This is a genomic window from Variovorax sp. Root434 (assembly GCF_001426595.1).
Classification (GTDB): domain Bacteria; phylum Pseudomonadota; class Gammaproteobacteria; order Burkholderiales; family Burkholderiaceae_C; genus Variovorax.
In genome coordinates, this window is record NZ_LMEK01000001.1 from 708425 (window position 1) to 725597 (window position 17173).

Annotated in this window: 14 protein-coding genes; 6 read left to right on the forward strand and 8 right to left on the reverse strand. The window is 68.5% G+C overall.

Features of this window, described 5'->3' with window-relative positions; translation table 11 throughout:
• Positions 1-18: 18 nt before the first annotated feature.
• The 3 genes from ASD05_RS03350 to ASD05_RS03360 all read right to left on the reverse strand — a co-directional run bounded on the left by ASD05_RS03350 (position 19) and on the right by ASD05_RS03360 (position 2684).
• A complete protein-coding gene (locus tag ASD05_RS03350) occupies positions 19-1092 on the reverse strand; it encodes a hypothetical protein (protein WP_056587560.1) in 1074 nt (357 codons plus the stop codon).
• 312 nt (positions 1093-1404) lie between these two features.
• Entirely contained in the window at positions 1405-2178 is a 774-nt protein-coding gene (locus tag ASD05_RS03355; RefSeq protein ID WP_056587563.1) for an SDR family NAD(P)-dependent oxidoreductase, read from the reverse strand.
• On the reverse strand, positions 2175-2684 hold the full coding sequence (locus ASD05_RS03360; protein WP_007833966.1) for an ester cyclase: 510 nt from the start codon (positions 2682-2684) through the stop codon (positions 2175-2177). The genes ASD05_RS03355 and ASD05_RS03360 overlap by 4 nt, the downstream gene beginning before the upstream one ends.
• 142 nt (positions 2685-2826) lie before the next feature.
• Here ASD05_RS03360 and ASD05_RS03365 point away from each other — a divergent pair, with 142 nt between their 5' ends.
• On the forward strand, positions 2827-3543 hold the full coding sequence (locus ASD05_RS03365) for a Crp/Fnr family transcriptional regulator (RefSeq protein ID WP_056587566.1): 717 nt from the start codon (positions 2827-2829) through the stop codon (positions 3541-3543).
• A gap of 21 nt (positions 3544-3564) precedes the next feature.
• Here ASD05_RS03365 and ASD05_RS03370 read toward each other — a convergent pair whose 3' ends face one another.
• Positions 3565-4533: a Bug family tripartite tricarboxylate transporter substrate binding protein gene (locus ASD05_RS03370; protein WP_056587571.1), complete on the reverse strand. Its 969-nt coding sequence runs from the start codon at positions 4531-4533 to the stop codon at positions 3565-3567.
• A gap of 43 nt (positions 4534-4576) precedes the next feature.
• Entirely contained in the window at positions 4577-5017 is a 441-nt protein-coding gene (locus ASD05_RS03375; protein WP_056587572.1) for an OsmC family protein, read from the reverse strand.
• 227 nt (positions 5018-5244) lie between these two features.
• On the opposite strand from ASD05_RS03375, the gene ASD05_RS03380 reads away from it, so the two are divergent.
• The gene (locus ASD05_RS03380) at positions 5245-6936 is read left to right on the forward strand and encodes a long-chain fatty acid--CoA ligase (RefSeq protein ID WP_056587575.1); all 1692 of its coding nucleotides are present in this window, start codon (positions 5245-5247) and stop codon (positions 6934-6936) included.
• 55 nt (positions 6937-6991) lie between these two features.
• Here ASD05_RS03380 and ASD05_RS03385 read toward each other — a convergent pair whose 3' ends face one another.
• Together ASD05_RS03385 and ASD05_RS03390 are read right to left on the reverse strand one after the other, a co-directional pair.
• Positions 6992-9994: a transglycosylase domain-containing protein gene (locus ASD05_RS03385; RefSeq protein WP_056587578.1), complete on the reverse strand. Its 3003-nt coding sequence runs from the start codon at positions 9992-9994 to the stop codon at positions 6992-6994.
• Between the two features lie 118 nt (positions 9995-10112).
• Positions 10113-10592 (reverse strand): tetratricopeptide repeat protein, encoded by a 480-nt coding sequence (locus ASD05_RS03390; protein ID WP_056587580.1) that lies wholly within the window; start codon positions 10590-10592, stop codon positions 10113-10115.
• A gap of 126 nt (positions 10593-10718) precedes the next feature.
• On the opposite strand from ASD05_RS03390, the gene ASD05_RS03395 reads away from it, so the two are divergent.
• On the forward strand, positions 10719-11240 hold the full coding sequence (locus tag ASD05_RS03395; RefSeq protein ID WP_056587582.1) for a thermonuclease family protein: 522 nt from the start codon (positions 10719-10721) through the stop codon (positions 11238-11240).
• A gap of 100 nt (positions 11241-11340) precedes the next feature.
• The gene (locus tag ASD05_RS03400; RefSeq protein ID WP_056587583.1) at positions 11341-13254 is read left to right on the forward strand and encodes a PhoX family protein; all 1914 of its coding nucleotides are present in this window, start codon (positions 11341-11343) and stop codon (positions 13252-13254) included.
• Between the two features lie 42 nt (positions 13255-13296).
• Here the strand turns inward: ASD05_RS03400 and ASD05_RS03405 are convergent, their stop codons facing one another.
• Positions 13297-14643: an NAD(P)/FAD-dependent oxidoreductase gene (locus ASD05_RS03405; protein WP_056587587.1), complete on the reverse strand. Its 1347-nt coding sequence runs from the start codon at positions 14641-14643 to the stop codon at positions 13297-13299.
• Positions 14644-14803: 160 nt separating this feature from the next.
• Between ASD05_RS03405 and egtB the strand changes: the two genes are divergently transcribed.
• Together egtB and egtD are read left to right on the forward strand one after the other, a co-directional pair.
• Positions 14804-16057: an ergothioneine biosynthesis protein EgtB gene (gene egtB / locus ASD05_RS03410; protein ID WP_056587589.1), complete on the forward strand. Its 1254-nt coding sequence runs from the start codon at positions 14804-14806 to the stop codon at positions 16055-16057.
• Positions 16058-16170: 113 nt separating this feature from the next.
• The gene (gene egtD, locus ASD05_RS03415; protein WP_235507841.1) at positions 16171-17067 is read left to right on the forward strand and encodes an L-histidine N(alpha)-methyltransferase; all 897 of its coding nucleotides are present in this window, start codon (positions 16171-16173) and stop codon (positions 17065-17067) included.
• The last annotated feature ends 106 nt before the right edge of the window (positions 17068-17173 follow it).

Here is a 17173-nt window from a genome sequence, read left to right on the forward strand (position 1 = left end):
GTTCCTGCCCGAGATGCTTCAGGCGACCGTGGGCGTGCCGAAGCTCGTCTCGCCCCACAGGTGGCTGGCCGGCGCACCCGGGAACAGCCAGTGCGGCGAGCATTCGGCCGACGGCACCACGTTGCTGAACCCGTGCGAGGACGAGGTGCCGGCGAGGGTCTTCTCCAGCACCATCGAGAGGTACTGGTCGTTGCTGCCCTCCTGCGTGTTGCCGTTGAGGATCACCTCCGCGCCCGTGGCCTGCGCATAGCGGCGGATGCCGTTGTGCCGCGACTGCAAAGGCGCCCAGCTGTCGGCCGCCACGCCGTTCTCGCTGCTCACGCGCAGGCCGTCGCCGGTGCGGTAGACCAGCGAATGGTTGCCCTCGGTGTGGCCCGGCGTGTGCACCAGAGCGAGACCGCGGCCCAGCTGGATGCTGCCGTCGAAGGCGACGATGCGTTCGGCCGGCACGCCGTCGAGGCCGCGCGGGCAGTACCACTCGGCCTGTATCGGCAGCAGGCCCTGCACGTTCGCGAGCTCCTGGCGGTGCACCAGCAGCCTTGCGTTGGGCAGCAGGCCCGGCGTGCCGGCGTTGCCGAGCCAGCGGCGCACGTCCTGCGTGTGCAGGTGGTCGTAGGTGATGTAGTCGACTTGCTCCGGCGCGATGCCGCAGCTCGCCAGCGCCTGCGGCACGGTCTGGTAGACCGGCGCGATGGCCTTGTGCAGGAACTTCGGCGTCTGCTCGCTCAGGCGCTTGAAGTAGGGCGTTTCGTTGCCGGCCTCGAAGTCGGCCGGCGTGAACAGCAGCGTGCGCAGGCGGCCCTCGAAGTCGTCGTACTGGATCAGCACGGTGCGCGCCAGCAGGTGGACCATGTGCGGCTTGAGCAGCTGCTGCGAGTACACGCCGGTAAAGGCGAACCATGCGGGGTAAGGAATGCGCAGCAGGTTGAAGCTACGCGCAAAGCGCACCGGTGGCGCGTCGAGCAGCCGCTCGCACAGGCCTTCGGCCCCATGGCGGATGGCGCGCAGGCGATCCTGTGGCATGGCGGCGTTGCGTGCGCCGTCGAACTCCGTCAGTTGTGCGAAGCCGGTGGGTTCGGGGTCTCGGGTCATGGTCGTCTCCTGGAATGAATGCTTGCTTTTCGATTCGTTGCGTTTGTTGTTCAGGGCGCGATCCCGCCGACGGTGGGTCCCTTTTCGCGAATGTCCCCCGGCCTGCGGCCTCCTCCTTTATTTCGCGAAAAGGGACCCACCATCGACGTGATCGTTCAGAGCACTGGTTGATCAGTCGCGAACCAGCCGCGCGCCTTTGTGCACAGGGCATCGGGTGCTCCCCGCAGCGAAATAAAGGAGGAGGCCGCAGGCCGGGGGACATTCGCGGAGGGGAGTACCCGGTGGCCTGTGCACACGCCCTGAATGCCCCCTTCAATACATAGACCGCCCGCCCGAGATGTCGAACACCGCGCCAGTGCTGAACGAACATTCATCCGATGCAAGCCACGCAGCCATGGCAGCGACTTCATCGACCTCGACAAAGCGCCCCATCGGCACGCGCGACAGCAGCGCAGTCCGCAGCTGTTCGCGGTGCTCCGCAGGCACGGCAGCGAACACCTCGGTGTCGGCCGCAGACGGCGTGATGCAGTTCACCAGCACGCCCGAAGAAGCCAGCTCCTTGCCCAGCGACTTGGTCAGCGCGATGAGCCCCGCCTTCGACGCCGAATATGCGGCGTTGAAGCCATTGCCCTCCTTGCCGGCAACTGATGCGATGTTGACGATGCGCCCGCGCCGCTGCGCGAGCATCACCGGCGCCACCGCCCGGCAGCACAGCCACGCGCCCGTCAGGTTGATGTCGAGCACGTTGCGCCACTGTGCGGGCGTGTGCTCCCAGGCCGGCACGGTCGGGCCGAGCACGCCCGCGTTGTTGACGAGGATGTCGATGCCGCCGAAGCGTTCCTGCGACTGCGAAGCCGCGCGGGCAATCTGCTCCTCGTCGCGCACATCGACGACCGCCGAGACCGCGGTGCTGAGTGGTGCGAGCGTTTGCAGCGCATTTGCCATCACGGACGCATCGAGGTCCCACAGCGCGACGCTGGCGCCGGCCGCGAGGTAGCGACGCGCAATCGCCAGGCCGATGCCGCGCGCGCCGCCCGTCACGACGGCGTGGCGGCCCGCGAGCGCATCGTTGCGCAGCGCAGTCATGCGGCTGCCGCTTCTTGCGGGCGTGCGGCTGCGGGCTGGCCCAGCAGTGCGCCCATCAGCGCGGCCACATGCTCCGCGGGTACGCCGGCCAGCAGTTGCCGCAGCATCGTCAGCGTGTCGAAGTACACCCGCTCGCACACCAGCCGGTCGCCTTCGAAGATGAAGAAGGCATTCATGCGGCAGCGAAAGCTGTTGCCCGTCGGGGGCAGGCCCTTGAGCGGGCCGCGATGCGTGCCCAGCAGCCAGAACTCGACGACCACCGAATCGTCGGCGTGCCGCAGCTGGATGATCTCGTGGCGCTGATCGGGAAAGGCGCGGCGCGTGTCGGTGTAGTACTGGCGCACGTCGGCGATGCCGTCGTGCACCTCGCCGCTTGGGATCAGCTCGTAGTGCGGGTGCGGGAAGGTGCCGAGCACGGCGTCGAAGTCCTGCCGGGTTTCGTCGGCGAAGTGATCGAGCACGAGGCGCTCGCGGCGGGCTTGAAGTTCGGTGCGTTGTGTGTTCATCGGGGTGTGCTCCATGTGACAGGGACGACAGGTGACATCGGGTTGCTGCGAATGCGCCGGCCCGGGCTCGCTGCGTACTATCGGCACGCCCTTGAAACAAGACTGTCCGGTGTTGGCAATCGCCGCTCCGGACAAACCCGCGATGCCACGCACGCCCCCCTCTTCCAGCAGCAAGCCGGATGCGCCGTCGACACCGGCGCACAACGGCGACATGCGACTGGCCGACGACGTGCAGCAGCGGCTGCTCGCGGTGGCGCACCGGCGCACGCTGGCGCGCGGCGAGTCGCTGTTCCACAAGGGTTCGCGGCCCGATGCGCTGTTTGGCGTGGTCAGCGGTTCACTGCGCGTGAGCGTGGTCGCGACGGGCGGGCGCGAGGCGGTGATCGCCATGCTCGAACCCGGGCACTGGTTCGGCGAGGTGTCGCTGCTGGTCGGGCGCGAGCGCGTCTACGACACCTGCGCGGTCGACACGACCGAGATGGCCGTGGTCGCGGCGGCCGACTTCCATCGGCTGGTGGCCGCGCATCCCGACGTGCACATGGCCTTCACCCGGCTGGTGTGCCTGCGACTGCGCCAGGCGCTGGAGTGGATCGACGACGTGATCCTGATGCCGCTGTCGGTGAGGCTCGCGCACCGGCTGCTGACGCTGGACGCGCGCGCATCGAGCCCGGGCGAGGGCGGCGGCACGCTGCTCGGCGTGTCGCAGGAAGACCTGTCGTTCATGCTCGGCGTGTCGCGCCAGAGCGTGAACCGGCAGCTGAAGCTGTGGGAGGAAGATGGCACGCTGCGCGTGCGCTACCGCGGCATCGAGCTGCTCAGCCGCGCGCAGCTGGAGCGGCACGCGGCCACGCCGAGCTGAACGCGATCGGCGGGCTCCGGTTCAATCCATTCGCGCGCCGGAGGCCTTCACCGCCTTCTCCCAGCGCGGCGTCTCGGCGGCCAGGAAGCGCGCGAAGTCCTCGCTGCCCAGGAAGGCCGGGTCGGCGCCCTGGCTCACCATGCGCTCGCGCACCTCGGGGCTGGTCAGCACCTGCCTGAACGCTTCGCCGAGCCTGGCGACCACGTCCTTCGGCGTGTCCTTCGGCGCGAAGAAGCCATAGAAGCCCACCACCTCGAAGCCCTTGAAGCCCGACTCGATCACGGTCGGCACGTCGGGCAGGGCGGGGTTGCGCTCGCGGCTGGTCACGGCCAGCGCGCGCACCTTGCCCTGCTTGTGGTAGTTGGCCGCCTGCGGGATCGACTCGGCCATGAACTGCACCTGCCCGCCCATCAGGTCGGTAAAGGCGGGCGCGCTGCCGCGGTACGGGATGTGCACCATGAAGATGCCCGTCGCGGTCTTGAACATCTCGGGCACGAGGTGGCTGATGCCGCCGTTGCCGGCCGAGCCGTAATTGACCTGGCCGGGCCGCGCCTTGGCGTAGTCGACGAACTGCCTGAGGTTCTGCACCGGCAGCTTCGGCGTGACCAGCAGCGCCAGGGGTTGCATGGCGGTGCGCGCGATGGGAACGAAGTCGCGCTGCGTGTTGTAGGGCAGCTTGCTGTAAAGCGCGCCGTTGATCACGGCCACGCCGGTGTTGGCCAGCATGAGCGTGTAGCCGTCGGCCGGGCTCTTGGCGACCGCGTCGGCGCCCACCGATCCGCCCGCGCCGGGCTTGTAGTCGACGATCAGCGGCTGGCCGAGCACGGCCTGCAGCTTGTCGGTGAGCAGGCGCGCATGCTGGTCGAGCGGGCCGCCGGCCGGGAAGCCGATGACGACCTTGATCGGCTTGTCGGGGTAGGCGGCCATCGCCGTGGTGCCGACGGCAAGGGAAAGGACCGCGAGCGCGGTCCGGGCAGTCTTGTTGTTCATGATCCGTCTCCTTCTTGTGAGGAGACGATGATAGGCAGCGCGCTCAGCCGGCCAGCGTGGCCTTCAGCGTGATCTCGGGCACGCTCGCCAGCGCCTTCGACAGCGGGCAGCCTGCCTTGGCGGCGGCCGCGATCTGCTGGAACTTGGCTTCCTCGAGGTTCGGCACGGCCGCGTCGAGCTCGAGCTGGATGCGGTCGATCTTGAATCCGTCGCCGTCCTTGGCCAGCCGCACGGCGGCCTTGGTGTCGATGCGTGTGGCGGTCAGGCCTTCGCGTTCGAGCGCGAAGGCGAAGGCCATCGTGAGGCAGGCGGCATGCGCCGCACCTACGATCTCCTCGGGGTTGGTGCCGCGCTTGTCGTCCTCGAAGCGGCTCGCGAAGCCGTAGGGGTAGTCTTTCAAGGCGCCGGTCTCGGTGCTGACCTGGCCCTTGCCGGTCTTGCCGGCGCCTTCCCAGTGGACGCTTGCGTGCTTGTCTGCTGGCATGTCGGTTCCTTCGCTTGGGTGGTGTGTGGAGGGAACGGCAGGTTCGCCCAGAAACCGGCGGCTGTCTGTAGTCGTACGGCGCGTGCGGAGGCTCGAAGGGGGAGCGGCGTCAGAAGAATGGGCGTCACCTAGGCGACGCTCCGGGGGGCTTCCCCCATGGGAGCGGCGGCCGTGGCGGCTTAGTCTGGCGAGCTGTCGCTTTTTCCTTTCCCCCGCCTGTACTCACCATGCAACAACGCCCGCATTACAAGTTCTGGCCCAAACGCCTCCCTCACTCGATCACCGTCCCCGCCACCTCGCTCTGGCACAACCTGGCCACCTCGGCCGCACGCTACCCCGACAAGCCCGCGCTCGTGTTCTTCGGCCGCGTGACCACCTACCGCGACTTCGCCGCCCAGGCCGAGCGCCTGGCGGGCGCGCTGCATGCGCTGGGCGTGAAGCGCGGCGACCGCGTGATCCTCGACATGCAGAACTGCCCGCAACTGGTGATCGCGCATTTCGCGATCCTGCGCGCCAATGCCGTCGTGGTGCCGGTCAACCCGATGAACCGGGCCGAGGAGCTCAAGCACTACATCACCGACTCCGACGCCAAGGTGGCCATCATCACCGGCGACCTGGCGGGCGAGCTGGCCAAGGCCAGCAATGCGCTGCCCGTGGAGCAGCGGCTCGACCACATGGTCGTGACCCAGTTCACCGATGCCTTCGACGCCGATGCATCGGGCGACGACGCTCCGGCACCCGCCTGGAAAGACTGGCTCACCACCCGCCACCCGCTGCCCGCGCTGGACGGCGGCAAGACCATTGTGTGGACGGATGCGCTCGAAGCCAACCACCCGCCGCCCGAGCATGTGGTGGGCGCCAACGACATGGCGCTGCTGCCCTACACCAGCGGCACCACCGGCCTGCCCAAGGGCTGCGTGCACCACCATTCGAGCCTGATGCACAACGCGGTGGCCGGGCAGCTGTGGGGCGGGTCGACATCCGAGACGGTGGTGCTGGCCGTGGTGCCCATGTTCCACATCACGGGCGTGGTGAGCATGATGCACACGGCGATCCTGGCGGCGGCCACGCTGATCATCATGCCGCGCTGGGACCGCGACGTGGCCGGCCGGCTCATCTCGCGCTGGAAGGTCACGGCCTGGACCAACATCCCGACCATGGTCATCGACCTCATGGCCAGCCCCAACTTCGCGAGCTACGACCTGTCGAGCATGACCTACATCGGCGGCGGCGGCGCGGCCATGCCGCAGGCCGTGGCGCAGCGCCTGCTCGAGCAGTACGGCCTGAAGTACCAGGAGGGCTACGGCCTCACCGAGACCGCCGCGCCGTCGCACACCAACCCGTCGGACCATCCCAAGCAGCAGTGCCTGGGCATCCCGTTCATGAGCACCGACGCGCGCGTGGTCGACCCCGACACGCTGGCCGAAATGCCCATCGGCGAATCGGGCGAGATCATCATTCACGGCCCCGAGGTGTTCCAGGGCTACTGGAAGCGCCCCGACGCCACGGCCGCCGCCTTCGTCGAGTTCGAGGGCAAGCGCTTCTTCCGCTCGGGCGACATGGGCCGCATGGACGAGGACGGCTACTTCTTCATCACCGACCGCCTGAAACGCATGATCAATGCGAGCGGCTTCAAGGTGTGGCCGGCCGAGGTCGAGCTGCTGATGTTCCGCCACCCGGCGATCCAGGAGGCCTGCGTCATCTCGACCAAGGACGCCTACCGCGGCGAGTCGGTCAAGGCCGTGGTGGTGCTGCGCGCCACGCACAAGGACACCACCGAGCAGGAGATCATCGACTGGTGCCGCGAGAACATGGCGGTCTACAAGATCCCGCGCAAGGTGCAGTTCGTCGATGCGCTGCCCAAGAGCGGCAGCGGCAAGGTGATGTGGCGGCTGCTGCAGGAGGAGGAGGGCGCATAGGCAAACGATCGTCGGCAAGCCGTGAGGAAAGCGGCAGCGCGGACTACATCGGGTTTTATCGATCTCCCCCGCACCCGTTGCGCTGGAGCACGGGCAGCAGCTGCGGCCCCAGCGACTTCAGCAACTGGGTCGGCAGCGCGCTCGTGAACCGATAGCGAGCGGCATAGGGCTCGTGCACATACGCCATGATGGTGCCGAAGTAGCGGTCGCCGATCATGAACACGAAGGTGGCCGATCGATCGATCTTGCGCTCCGAGATCACCCGTCCGTTCCGGTCGGTCTTCTCGTAGCGATGGTCTCCGGTGCCGGTCTTGCCACCGATCTCGATCGCGCGGCCACGCGTGTCCACGAGCGAGCCCTTCAGGCGCCGTGCCGTGCCGTCGTTCACCACCTCGACCAGCGCGCGCCGTACCGTCGCGACCACCTCCGTCGGCAGCAGCCGTTCTGCGCTCGCGTTGCGCGGTTCCAGCCGTGTCTCGTAGGGCGTGTCGCGCCCGAAGTGCAGTGCGTCGATTCGTTGCGTCGGCAGCCGTACGCCGTCGTTGATGAGGATGCCCATCAGTTCCGCCAGGGCGGCCGGCCGGTCGCCTGACGCGCCGATCGCGCTCGCGTAGGACGGCGTCAGCGATGCGAAGGGGTAGCCCAGGCGCTGCCACGAGCGATGAACCTGCGCGAAGGCGTCGAGCTCGATCAGCTCGCGCAGGCGCTTGTCCTGCGCGCTCTTGTGGCGCGTCTTGAAGAGCCAGGCGTAGGTTTCCTGGCGTTCGCTCGCGCTCGCCTCCAGCACCTGGGTCAGCGAGGCGCCGGGGTGGTGCTGCAGGAAACCGACAAGCCAGAGCTCCAGCGGATGCACGCGCGCGACGTAGCCGCGATCGGCGAGCGACAAGCCGGCGTAGGTGCTGCGCAGCGCCCGCAGTGCGCGCGGCGAGCCGGCGCCACGGCCCAGCCGCTGCACGAGAAGCTCGTCGAGCCGCGCGTCGCTGGCCTCGGGCTCGATCGTGAACAGCACGCTCGCCAGGCGCGGCGCCGATGGCCTCAGGCCCTGCAGCAGCAGGGCTTCGGCCTCCGGGGCGGATAGGCGCTGGTACTTGCGATAGAAGCGGATGAGGAAGGCCGAGCCTTCGCGATCGGCAAAGCGCGCGAGCAGCTCGCGCCGGCGCGGGTCGGCGGGGTCCTTCAGCAGGCGCTCGGCATCCGACGCGCTGCCGAACATGTGGTGTCGTACCAGGTCGCGCATCAGGCGGATGAACACCAGGTTGACCGAATGCTTGAAGCCCTCGCGCACCGTCATCGTTTCGCTGTCGCTCGAGCGCTCGAAGTTCGCGAACTGGTGCAGGCCGCCGCCAGTGAAGAAGGCCTCGCCAGGGTTGGCCGAGTACTTCCGCTCCATGGCAGCCTCGAGCATCGGCGCGAGGCGGCGATCCTTGGCGCGCAGGAGGTACTGCTGCGCCCACGCGCCCAGCGGGTCGCGCGGGTTGTTCTCCAGCGCCGAGAGCTGGGCGGGGGATAGGTCGGCCCAGCGAGCGTGCAGCGCGGCCACGAGCTCCAGGTAGCTCACCAGGGTGCGCAGCTTGGCGGTCGAGCCGAGGTCCAGCCGCGCGCCCTGGTTCACGTCGAAGGGCTGGTCGATGTTGTCGGCCTGAACGCGCAGCAGGTTCTCCTGCGCGCCGCGCTCGAACAGCGTGAAGCTGTAGACCAGCGGGCCCGGGTCCGCACCCGGGTCGAGCAGGTGGAAGCCGAACAGTCCAGCGGCCTTGGCCGCGGCGGGCGTCCGCAGGCCGGCCAGCACCCGCGCCACCATCGCCTGCGCTTCGCCGTCCAGGCTGGTCTCGGCCTCGAGGTCCAGCCGCTCCAGGTCGTAGGCGCGCGGTACGCCGAGCAGCGTGGAGATGTGGGTGCGCAGTGCAGTCGCGGCCTTGCGCTGCACGAAGTCCGGCCGGGGCGTTGGCGGCAGTTCGGGCCGCAGCCGCAGGGGCAGTGGCAGGGCCGCATCGCGCAGTTCGGGCGAAATCAAGCCTGCCTCGGCCATCAGCCGCAGGTAGCTGTCGGTCAGCCGGGCCAGGCCTGTGCCGTCGCCGAGCAGGTGCTGCGACGGCCGGCGCTGCGCGATCATCAGCGACAGTGCCTGCTTGAAGGCCTCGGCCTGCTGCCGCAGCGCTTCGTCGGTGGGCACCGTCCCCTCGGCGTTGTCGGCGAGCAGGCGGTTCACTTCGCCGAAGTCACGTCCGTACCAGGCCCACAGGCCGTCGCCCAGGCCATGCACCTCGCCCATGCCCGGGCGTGCGGCCAGCGGCACCGTGTCGAGGTAGTCGACGACGATCTGGCGGCGCCGCGCCTGCGTGTCTTCACCGTCCTGGTAGGCACGCAGCGAGGCCGATGCCATCTGGCGCAGCTTGTCGCGGACCGACCCGGTGCGGCCCTGCGGCGAGTGGCGGTACTTCTCGATCTGGGTCGCCAGCGTGCTGCCGCCCGTCGCCGTCTGGCCCAGGCTGACCGCCCGCAGCGCCTGCTCGAGCGCGGCCTTCGCGAAGCGTTCCGGATCGATCGCAGGGTTGCGCTGCGCCGGCTCCGCGTCCAGCAGGTGGCGGTCTTCGACGAACAGCAGGGCGCTCACCAGCAGCGGCGGCACGTCCTCGAAGCGCTCGTATGCGCGCTGGGGCACGCGCGTGTGCAGCAGCGCCGCATTGCGGCAGTCGCGCACGGCCAGGCCGGCCTGGTTCTTCTCGCGGTACGGCATGAAGAGCCCGCGCTCTTGCAGTTCGATCAGTCGGGGCGACAGGCGGGCCTGGCGGGTGATGGCGTAGCCCTGGGAGTCCAGGCGCTGGATGAAGTCGGGAAGATCGTGATAGCCCAGCCGCTCGTCGTAAGGCCCGGTGTGGGGAAAGCGGATGGCATCGCTGGCACCGGCGTCGACGCTGAAGCTGGCACCGTTGCCGAGGTCGCGCCACAGGGCCGATTGCAGCCGCGAAGTCTTCAATTCGTCTATCGCGAAAAAGGCAAGCGCACCTCCCGCGGCGAGCCCCGCGCCGACCCAGAAAAGCTTCCTGAACCATTTCATGCTCTGCCTCGCGAACAGTCTGCACCGTGGGTTCGTCAGTGACGATGATGCTCTTTTTCGCGGCGATTTGGCATGGGAAGATCGCGCCGGCCAGCTGGCCCGGGCGTCCTTGCCTTTCCTACTTCCGGCCCAGCGATTTCAACAGTCTGCCGGCTTCCTTCTTCCCGTCCGCGCTGACATACGAGGAGGCCATCGCCTTCGTCAGGTAGTCGACCACCTTGCGGTGGTTCTGGTTCGGGCCTTCCCAGAGAAAGAGCCGGCCCAGTTCGAGCGCCGCGTCGCCGTCGCCATGCGCATAGGCGCGCTCGAACCAGAAGCGGGCCCAGCGGAAGTTGCCTTCGTCGCGATAGCAGATGGCGAGGTTGGCGCAGCCCGCGACGTCGCCGGCCCTGGCGGCCTTGCGGTACCAGTCGCGCGCGGCGGTGCTGTCCTGCTTCACGCCGATGCCGTGGTCGAGGAAGTAGCCGACGCTGTTGAGCGCGTGGGTCTCGCCCGCGGCCGCCGCCTTGAGGAACAGCGACAGCGCCTTCTTGAGCGCGCCGGCATCCCACGCGTCGTTCGCCGCGAAAAACCAGTCGTCCCGGGTGGGTTCCTGCATGTGAGGGGTCTCCTTCGAAGCGCGGTTCAGAAGAAAGAAAGAAAAAATCTGTGTCCCGATCCCTCCCGGCGCGCGGATCACTTAGCCTCGATCGGTCCGGCCATTCTGCCTATCTCCGGCTCCTTCATGCACTTTCGCGCGCTGCCCATCGTTCTTCTTCTTGCCTTTCCTCTTTTCACCCACGCCGCACCGCGCACCTGCCTCGTCGTCGGCATCAGCGACGGCGACACGCTCACCGCCCGCTGCGGCCGCATCGGCGCCTACGAGCGCGTGAAGGTGCGCATCGCCGCCATCGACGCGCCCGAGAAAGCCCAGCCCTACGGCCAGCGCAGCAGGCAGGCACTGAGCAACATCTGCTTTCGCGAGCAGGCGCTCATCACCGAGATCGACACCGACCGCTACGGCCGCACCGTGGCCGACGTGAGCTGCAACGGCGAGGACGCCGGCAGCCGCATGGTGGCCGACGGCTGGGCCTGGGTGTACGACTACAACCATCTCGCCACCAAGCGCGGCGGCGGGCTGTTCAGGCTGCAGGACAGCGCGCGCGCCCGGCGACTGGGCCTGTGGACCGACTCGAAGCCCACTCCGCCCTGGGAATGGCGCAGGCAGCAGCGCGACGAGCAGCCGCACTGGGGCGGCTTCTTCTGAACCTTCGAGTCCGCCAGCCCCGGCTCGCGGCGCGATGTCACAGCGGATTCACGGGGCGGCGACACCATGGCCGATTCCCGCAAACCCACCTGACGACAACATGCCCAAAGACTTCGCCCGGATGGAGGACTCCAACCCATCCGGCAATCCCACGATCCACGACGTTTCCGACCCCAAGCGCCGCATGCTCGTGCAAGGCGGCCTCGCTGCAGCGGTGGCCGGGTTGTTCGGCCCGCTGGCCGGGTGTGCGGCGACAGGCGCCGCGGTAGGGTCGCCGGGCCGCTCGATCGGCTTCAAGAGCGTGCCCATGGCGGCCGTCGACACGGTGGTCGTGCCCGAGGGCTACAGCACGCAGGTGCTCTACCGCTGGGGCGACGCCACCGGTATCGCCGGCGCCATGCCCGCCTTCCGGCCCGATGGCTCCAACACCGCCGAGGAGCAGGCGCTGCAGGCCGGCATGCACCACGACGGCATGGCTTTCTTTCCGCTCGAGGGATCGAATCGGGGCCTGCTGGTGCTGAACCACGAATACGTCGACGACGGCCTGCTGCACCCCGACGGCATGAAGACCTGGACGCCCGCGAAGGTGCGCAAGTCGATGAACGCGCACGGCGTGTCCGTCATCGAGCTGCAGCGCGACGGCGCCGGCCGGTGGACGCAGCTCGCGCCCTCGCGCTTCGCGCGCCGCATCACCGCGCTGACGCCGATGGTGCTGACCGGCCCCGCCGCCGGCCACGCCATGCTGCGCACCGCCGCAGATCCGTCGGGCACGCAGGTGCTGGGCACCTTCAACAATTGCTCGAACGGCCACACGCCGTGGGGTACCTATCTCACCTGCGAGGAGAATTTCGCCGACTACTTCGAGGGCACGGACCAGCCCGACGCGCACCACAAGCGCTGGGGCATCAAGAAGGGCAACGGCGCGAAGTACCGCTGGCACGAGCATGAGGAGCGCTTCGACGCCGCAAAGCACCCGAACGAATCGAACCGCTACGGCTGGGTGGTCGAGATCGATCCGCAAGACCCGGCTTCGACGCCGCGCAAGCGCACCGCGCTGGGCCGCGCCGCGCACGAAGGCGCCGCTACCGCGCTCACCAGCGACGGCCGCGCCGTCATCTACATGGGCGAGGATTCGCGCTTCGAATACATCTACAAGTTCGTGAGCCGCGACAAGGTCAAGCCCGGCGGCGCCGCGGCCAACCGCGAGCTGCTCGACCACGGCACGCTGTACGTGGGGCGCTTCGACGTGGACGGCACGGGCGAATGGCTGCCGCTGGTGCAGGGCAAGGGCGGCCTCGTGGCCGACAAGGGCTTCCCGACCCAGGGCGACGTGCTCATCAAGGCGCGCCAGGCCAGCGACCTGCTGGGCGCCACGAAGATGGACCGCCCCGAGTGGACGACGGTGGACCCGCTCACCAAGGAGGTCTACTGCACGCTCACCAACAACAGCAACCGGGGCGCCCCGGGCCAGCCCTTCATGGACGCGGCCAACCCGCGTTCCAACAACACGATGGGCCAGATCATCCGCTGGAAGGAAAGCGGCGACCTCGACGCGACGAAGTTCGCGTGGAACCACCTCGTGCTCGCGGGCGACCCGAAGCAGGCGCGCTACGAGGCGCAGGGCAACATCAAGGGTGACACCTTCGGCAGCCCCGACGGCCTGATGGTCGATGCGCGCGGCGTGCTGTGGATCGAGACCGACGTGTCGACCTCCACGCTGGGCAAGGGCGAGTACGCCAACATGACCAACAACCAGATGCTGGCCTGCGACCCGACCAAGGGCGAGATCCGCCGCTTCCTGCTCGGCCCGGCCGGCTGCGAGATCACCGGCCTCACGGCCACGCCCGACCTGCGCACGCTGTTCATCAACATCCAGCACCCGGGCGAGCCGGCCAACGAGCGCAGCGACCCCGACCGCCCGCTCGCCGTGTCGAAGTGGCCCGACGGCGCGGGCCGGCCGCGCTCGGCGACCGTGGCAATCACGAAGAACGACGGCGGCGTGATCGGAACCTGAGCCGGAGGGCGAGGGGGCGAGGGGGAGGCGCCGCCTCAGGCCTCAGGACTCGCTCTTGCCCTGCACGTCCGCCACCACCCGCGCGTTGCGCTGGAAACTCCAGTAGGCGCCGGCCCAATCCATCATCACGACGATGCGATTGCGAAAGCCGATCAGGAAGTACGCGTGCGCGAACAGCCAGAACAGCCACGCGAGCCGGCCGCTGAAGCGCAGCGGGCCGAAGGGCGTGCCCAGGTCGACCACGGCCGAGTTGCGGCCGATGGTGGCGAGGTTGCCGTAATCGGCATAGCGGAACGGCACCGTCGGCTGTCCCGCGATGCGGCGCAGGATGTTGGCGGCGGCTGCACGGCCCATCTGCTTGGCGCCGGGCGACACCCCGGGCACCGGCTTGGGCGGCTTGCCGGGCGCGTGGCTCATGGCGGCCGCGAGGTCGCCGACCACGCTGATCTCGGGATGGCCCGCCAGGCTCAGGTCGGGCTCGACCTTGATGCGGCCCGCGCGGTCGCATTCGACGCCGGTGGCCGTGCCCAGCATGCGGCCCAGCGGCGATGCCGCCACGCCGGCCGCCCACACCACGCAGCTGCTATCGATTCGGTAGCTCTCGACGGGTGCACCGTCTGCGCCGCCGCCGGTCTGCACTTCGAGCCCGGTGGCGTCGATGGAGGTCACGCGCGCATTGAGCCGCACTTCGACACCCAGCTTCTCCAGCTGTTCGAGCGCCTTCCGGCTCAGCGATTCGGGCATGGCCTGCAGCACGCGCGGGCCGCCTTCGACCAGCAGCACCTGCGCACTGCTGGGGTCGATGTGGCGGAACTCGCCCGACAGCGTGTGCTTGGCGATCTCGGCCAGCGTGCCGGCCATCTCGACGCCCGTGGGGCCGGCGCCGATCACCACGAAGGTGAGCAGGGCGCGGCGGTGCTCGAGGTCGGCCGTGATTTCGGCGCTTTCGAACGACAGCAGCACGCGGCGGCGGATCTCGAAGGCATCGGCCAGCGTCTTCAGCCCCGGCGCCACGGGCGCCCATTCGTCGTGCCCGAAATAGCTGTGCGTGGCGCCCGCCGCTACGATCAGGTGGTCGTATGGCACGCGGTCGCCGTTGGCCAGGTGCACGGACCGCGTCGCCGGGTCGATGCCGGCCACTTCGCCGAGCAGCGTCGTGATGTTCGGCTGCTTGCGGAACAGCGCGCGCACCGGCGCCGCGATCGACGGCGCCGCCAGCCCCGCGGTCGCCACCTGGTACAGCAGCGGCTGGAACAGGTGGTGGTTGGTCTTGTCGATCACCGTCACGTCCACGTCGGCGTTCTGCAGCTTGCGCGCGGCTTCGAGCCCGCCGAATCCGCAGCCGACGATGACGACTTGGGGCCTGCTCGAGGGGTTGGTCGTTTGCATGCGGCGAATGATACGCAGCCGCCCTGCACGTGCTTCCATCTTGTGCCACAGTGGCTGCCCTTTTTGCCGATGTGCCCGCGGCGGGCCGGCGGCGTTTTGTCCTACGCGCCGCCGCGGCCCGGATGGGCTACAACTTGCGGCTGACCCGACTGGAGATTCCATGACGCTTTCCCGGCCGATCACACAGGCGGCGAGCGCACTGCGCGACAGGTTTCGCGAGGTGCGTGCAGCGAGCCTGGCACTTGCCGCCCCGCTTTCCGCCGAAGACCAGTGCATCCAGTCCATGCCCGACGCGAGCCCGACCAAGTGGCACCTCGCGCATACCACGTGGTTCTTCGAGACCGTGCTGCTGCAGCCGCATGCGGCGGGCTACCAGCCTTTCGATGTGCGCTTTCACTATCTCTTCAACTCGTACTACGAGGCGCTGGGACCGCGCCACCCGCGCCCGCAGCGGGGCCTGCTGACGCGGCCGTCGGTGGAGGAGGTGCATGCCTATCGCCGGCATGTGGACGAGGCGGTGGTCGCGCTGCTGGAAGAGGACGGGCTCGACTGGGCCACCGTCGAGCCCATCGTCACGCTCGGGCTGAACCACGAGCAGCAGCACCAGGAACTGCTGCTCACCGACATCCTGCACGCGCTGTCATGCAATCCGCTGCTGCCGGCCTACAAGCCCGCCGGCGGGCCTGCGCTGCGGCTGGCCGCGGTGCCGCCGGCGATGCGCTGGCTCGCGCAACCCGGCGGCGTGGCCGAGGTGGGGCACGCGGGGCAGGGCTTTTCGTTCGACAACGAGACGCCGCGCCACAAGGCCCTGCTGCAGCCCTATGCGATTGCCGACCGGCTGGTGAACTGCGGCGACTACGCGCAGTTCATCGCGGATGGCGGCTACCAGCGGCCCGAGCTCTGGTTGTCCGACGGCTGGGCCGCCGTGCAGGCGAACGGGTGGCGGCATCCGGCGTACTGGCTCGCGTCCGACGATCCGAGGCTGGGCTTCGGTTCGCAGCCGCAGGGCGCTGCGGGCTGGCATGTGTTCGGCCTGCATGGTGTGCGGCCGATGGAGGCCGATGCACCCGTCTCGCAGCTCAGTTTCTATGAAGCCGCCGCGTATGCCGAGTGGGCCGGCGCGCGGCTGCCGACCGAATTCGAATGGGAGGCCGCGTTCGACGCACCCGGCATCGCGCAGATGGCCGGCCATGTCTGGCAGTGGACGCGCTCCTCGTACGACCCGTACCCCCGCTTCCGGCCGATGCCCGGCATCGCTGCCGAATACAACGGCAAGTTCATGGTGGGGCAACTGGTGTTGCGCGGTGGCAGCGTGGCCACGCCGGCGGGGCACACGCGGCCCAGCTACCGCAACTTCTTTCCGCCGGCGGCGCGCTGGCAGTTCTCGGGGCTGCGGCTCGCGAAAGACCTTTGATCATGCGCAATCCAACTTCCTCTTCCTCGTCGCTGTCGTTCGTGCCTGCCGTGAAGCCGCGCGCTTCGTCTGCGCCTGCAGCCGCGGCGCCGTTGTCCGAGTTCGGACGCGAGATGCAGGCCGGACTCGCGCGGTCGCCACGCCGCATTTCGCCGAAGTTTTTCTACGACGCGGCGGGCTCGCAGCTGTTCGACCGCATCTGCGAACTGCCGGAGTACTACCCGACGCGCACCGAGCTGCGCATTCTTGGCGAGTGCGCGGGGGAGATCGCCGGGCAGATCGGGCCGAATGCGGAGATCGTGGAGTTCGGTGCGGGGTCGTTGACGAAGGTGCGGTTGCTGCTCGATGCGCTCGACTCGCCCAGGCGCTATCTGCCCATCGATATTTCCGGCGAGTATCTGGAGGCTGCTGCGCAGCGGCTGAAGGCCGACTATCCGGAGCTGGTGGTGCAGCCCATTGCCGCTGACTACACGATGCCCTTGGTGCTGCCCGCGCCCGTGGTGGGCGCCGGGCGGCGCGTCGGTTTTTTTCCGGGGTCGACGATCGGGAATTTCGAGCCTGAAGAGGCACTGGCCTTCCTGCAACTGGCTGCCCGGATGTTGCGTGGCGGAGGGCTCTTGATTGGCGTGGACCTGGTGAAGGATCCGGAGCGGCTGCATGCGGCTTACAACGATGCGCAAGGGGTGACTGCGGACTTCAATCTGAATCTCCTGCGGCGCGCCAATGCCGAGCTCGATGCGAACTTCGATCTTGACGGGTTTGCGCATGCGGCGTTTTACAACGCGCCTCGGCAGAGGATCGAGATGCATCTTGTGAGCCGGATGGCTCAGAGCGTTTCGCTGAATGGGGAGACGTTCGAGTTCGAGGAGGGCGAGACCATTCATACGGAGTACTCGCACAAGTTCACTGTTGAAGGGCTTCGTGCCTTGGCTGTTCGGGCTGGGTTTCGGCCTGGGGCTGTCTGGACGGATCCGGAGAAGCTTTTTAGCGTTCACTGGCTGGTTGCCTAGGGTTGGGTTCCGGGGCCGGGTCTCGCCCCGGCGGGCGACTCACTTTCTTTTGCTTCGCCAAAAGAAAGTAAGCAAAGAAAAGGCGACCCCACTGTCTGCGACCCTT

Excerpts from the sequence above, each read along its gene's own strand:
- ASD05_RS03350 (WP_056587560.1), bottom strand. The coding sequence starts at position 1,092 with ATGACCCGAGACCCCGAACCCACCGGCTTCGCACAACTGACGGAGTTC.
- ASD05_RS03355 (WP_056587563.1), bottom strand. The coding sequence starts at position 2,178 with ATGACTGCGCTGCGCAACGATGCGCTCGCGGGCCGCCACGCCGTCGTG.
- ASD05_RS03360 (WP_007833966.1), bottom strand. The coding sequence starts at position 2,684 with ATGAACACACAACGCACCGAACTTCAAGCCCGCCGCGAGCGCCTCGTG.
- ASD05_RS03365 (WP_056587566.1), top strand. The coding sequence starts at position 2,827 with ATGCCACGCACGCCCCCCTCTTCCAGCAGCAAGCCGGATGCGCCGTCG.
- ASD05_RS03370 (WP_056587571.1), bottom strand. The coding sequence starts at position 4,533 with ATGAACAACAAGACTGCCCGGACCGCGCTCGCGGTCCTTTCCCTTGCC.
- ASD05_RS03375 (WP_056587572.1), bottom strand. The coding sequence starts at position 5,017 with ATGCCAGCAGACAAGCACGCAAGCGTCCACTGGGAAGGCGCCGGCAAG.
- ASD05_RS03380 (WP_056587575.1), top strand. The coding sequence starts at position 5,245 with ATGCAACAACGCCCGCATTACAAGTTCTGGCCCAAACGCCTCCCTCAC.
- ASD05_RS03385 (WP_056587578.1), bottom strand. The coding sequence starts at position 9,994 with ATGAAATGGTTCAGGAAGCTTTTCTGGGTCGGCGCGGGGCTCGCCGCG.
- ASD05_RS03390 (WP_056587580.1), bottom strand. The coding sequence starts at position 10,592 with ATGCAGGAACCCACCCGGGACGACTGGTTTTTCGCGGCGAACGACGCG.
- ASD05_RS03395 (WP_056587582.1), top strand. The coding sequence starts at position 10,719 with ATGCACTTTCGCGCGCTGCCCATCGTTCTTCTTCTTGCCTTTCCTCTT.
- ASD05_RS03400 (WP_056587583.1), top strand. The coding sequence starts at position 11,341 with ATGCCCAAAGACTTCGCCCGGATGGAGGACTCCAACCCATCCGGCAAT.
- ASD05_RS03405 (WP_056587587.1), bottom strand. The coding sequence starts at position 14,643 with ATGCAAACGACCAACCCCTCGAGCAGGCCCCAAGTCGTCATCGTCGGC.
- egtB (WP_056587589.1), top strand. The coding sequence starts at position 14,804 with ATGACGCTTTCCCGGCCGATCACACAGGCGGCGAGCGCACTGCGCGAC.
- egtD (WP_235507841.1), top strand. The coding sequence starts at position 16,171 with ATGCAGGCCGGACTCGCGCGGTCGCCACGCCGCATTTCGCCGAAGTTT.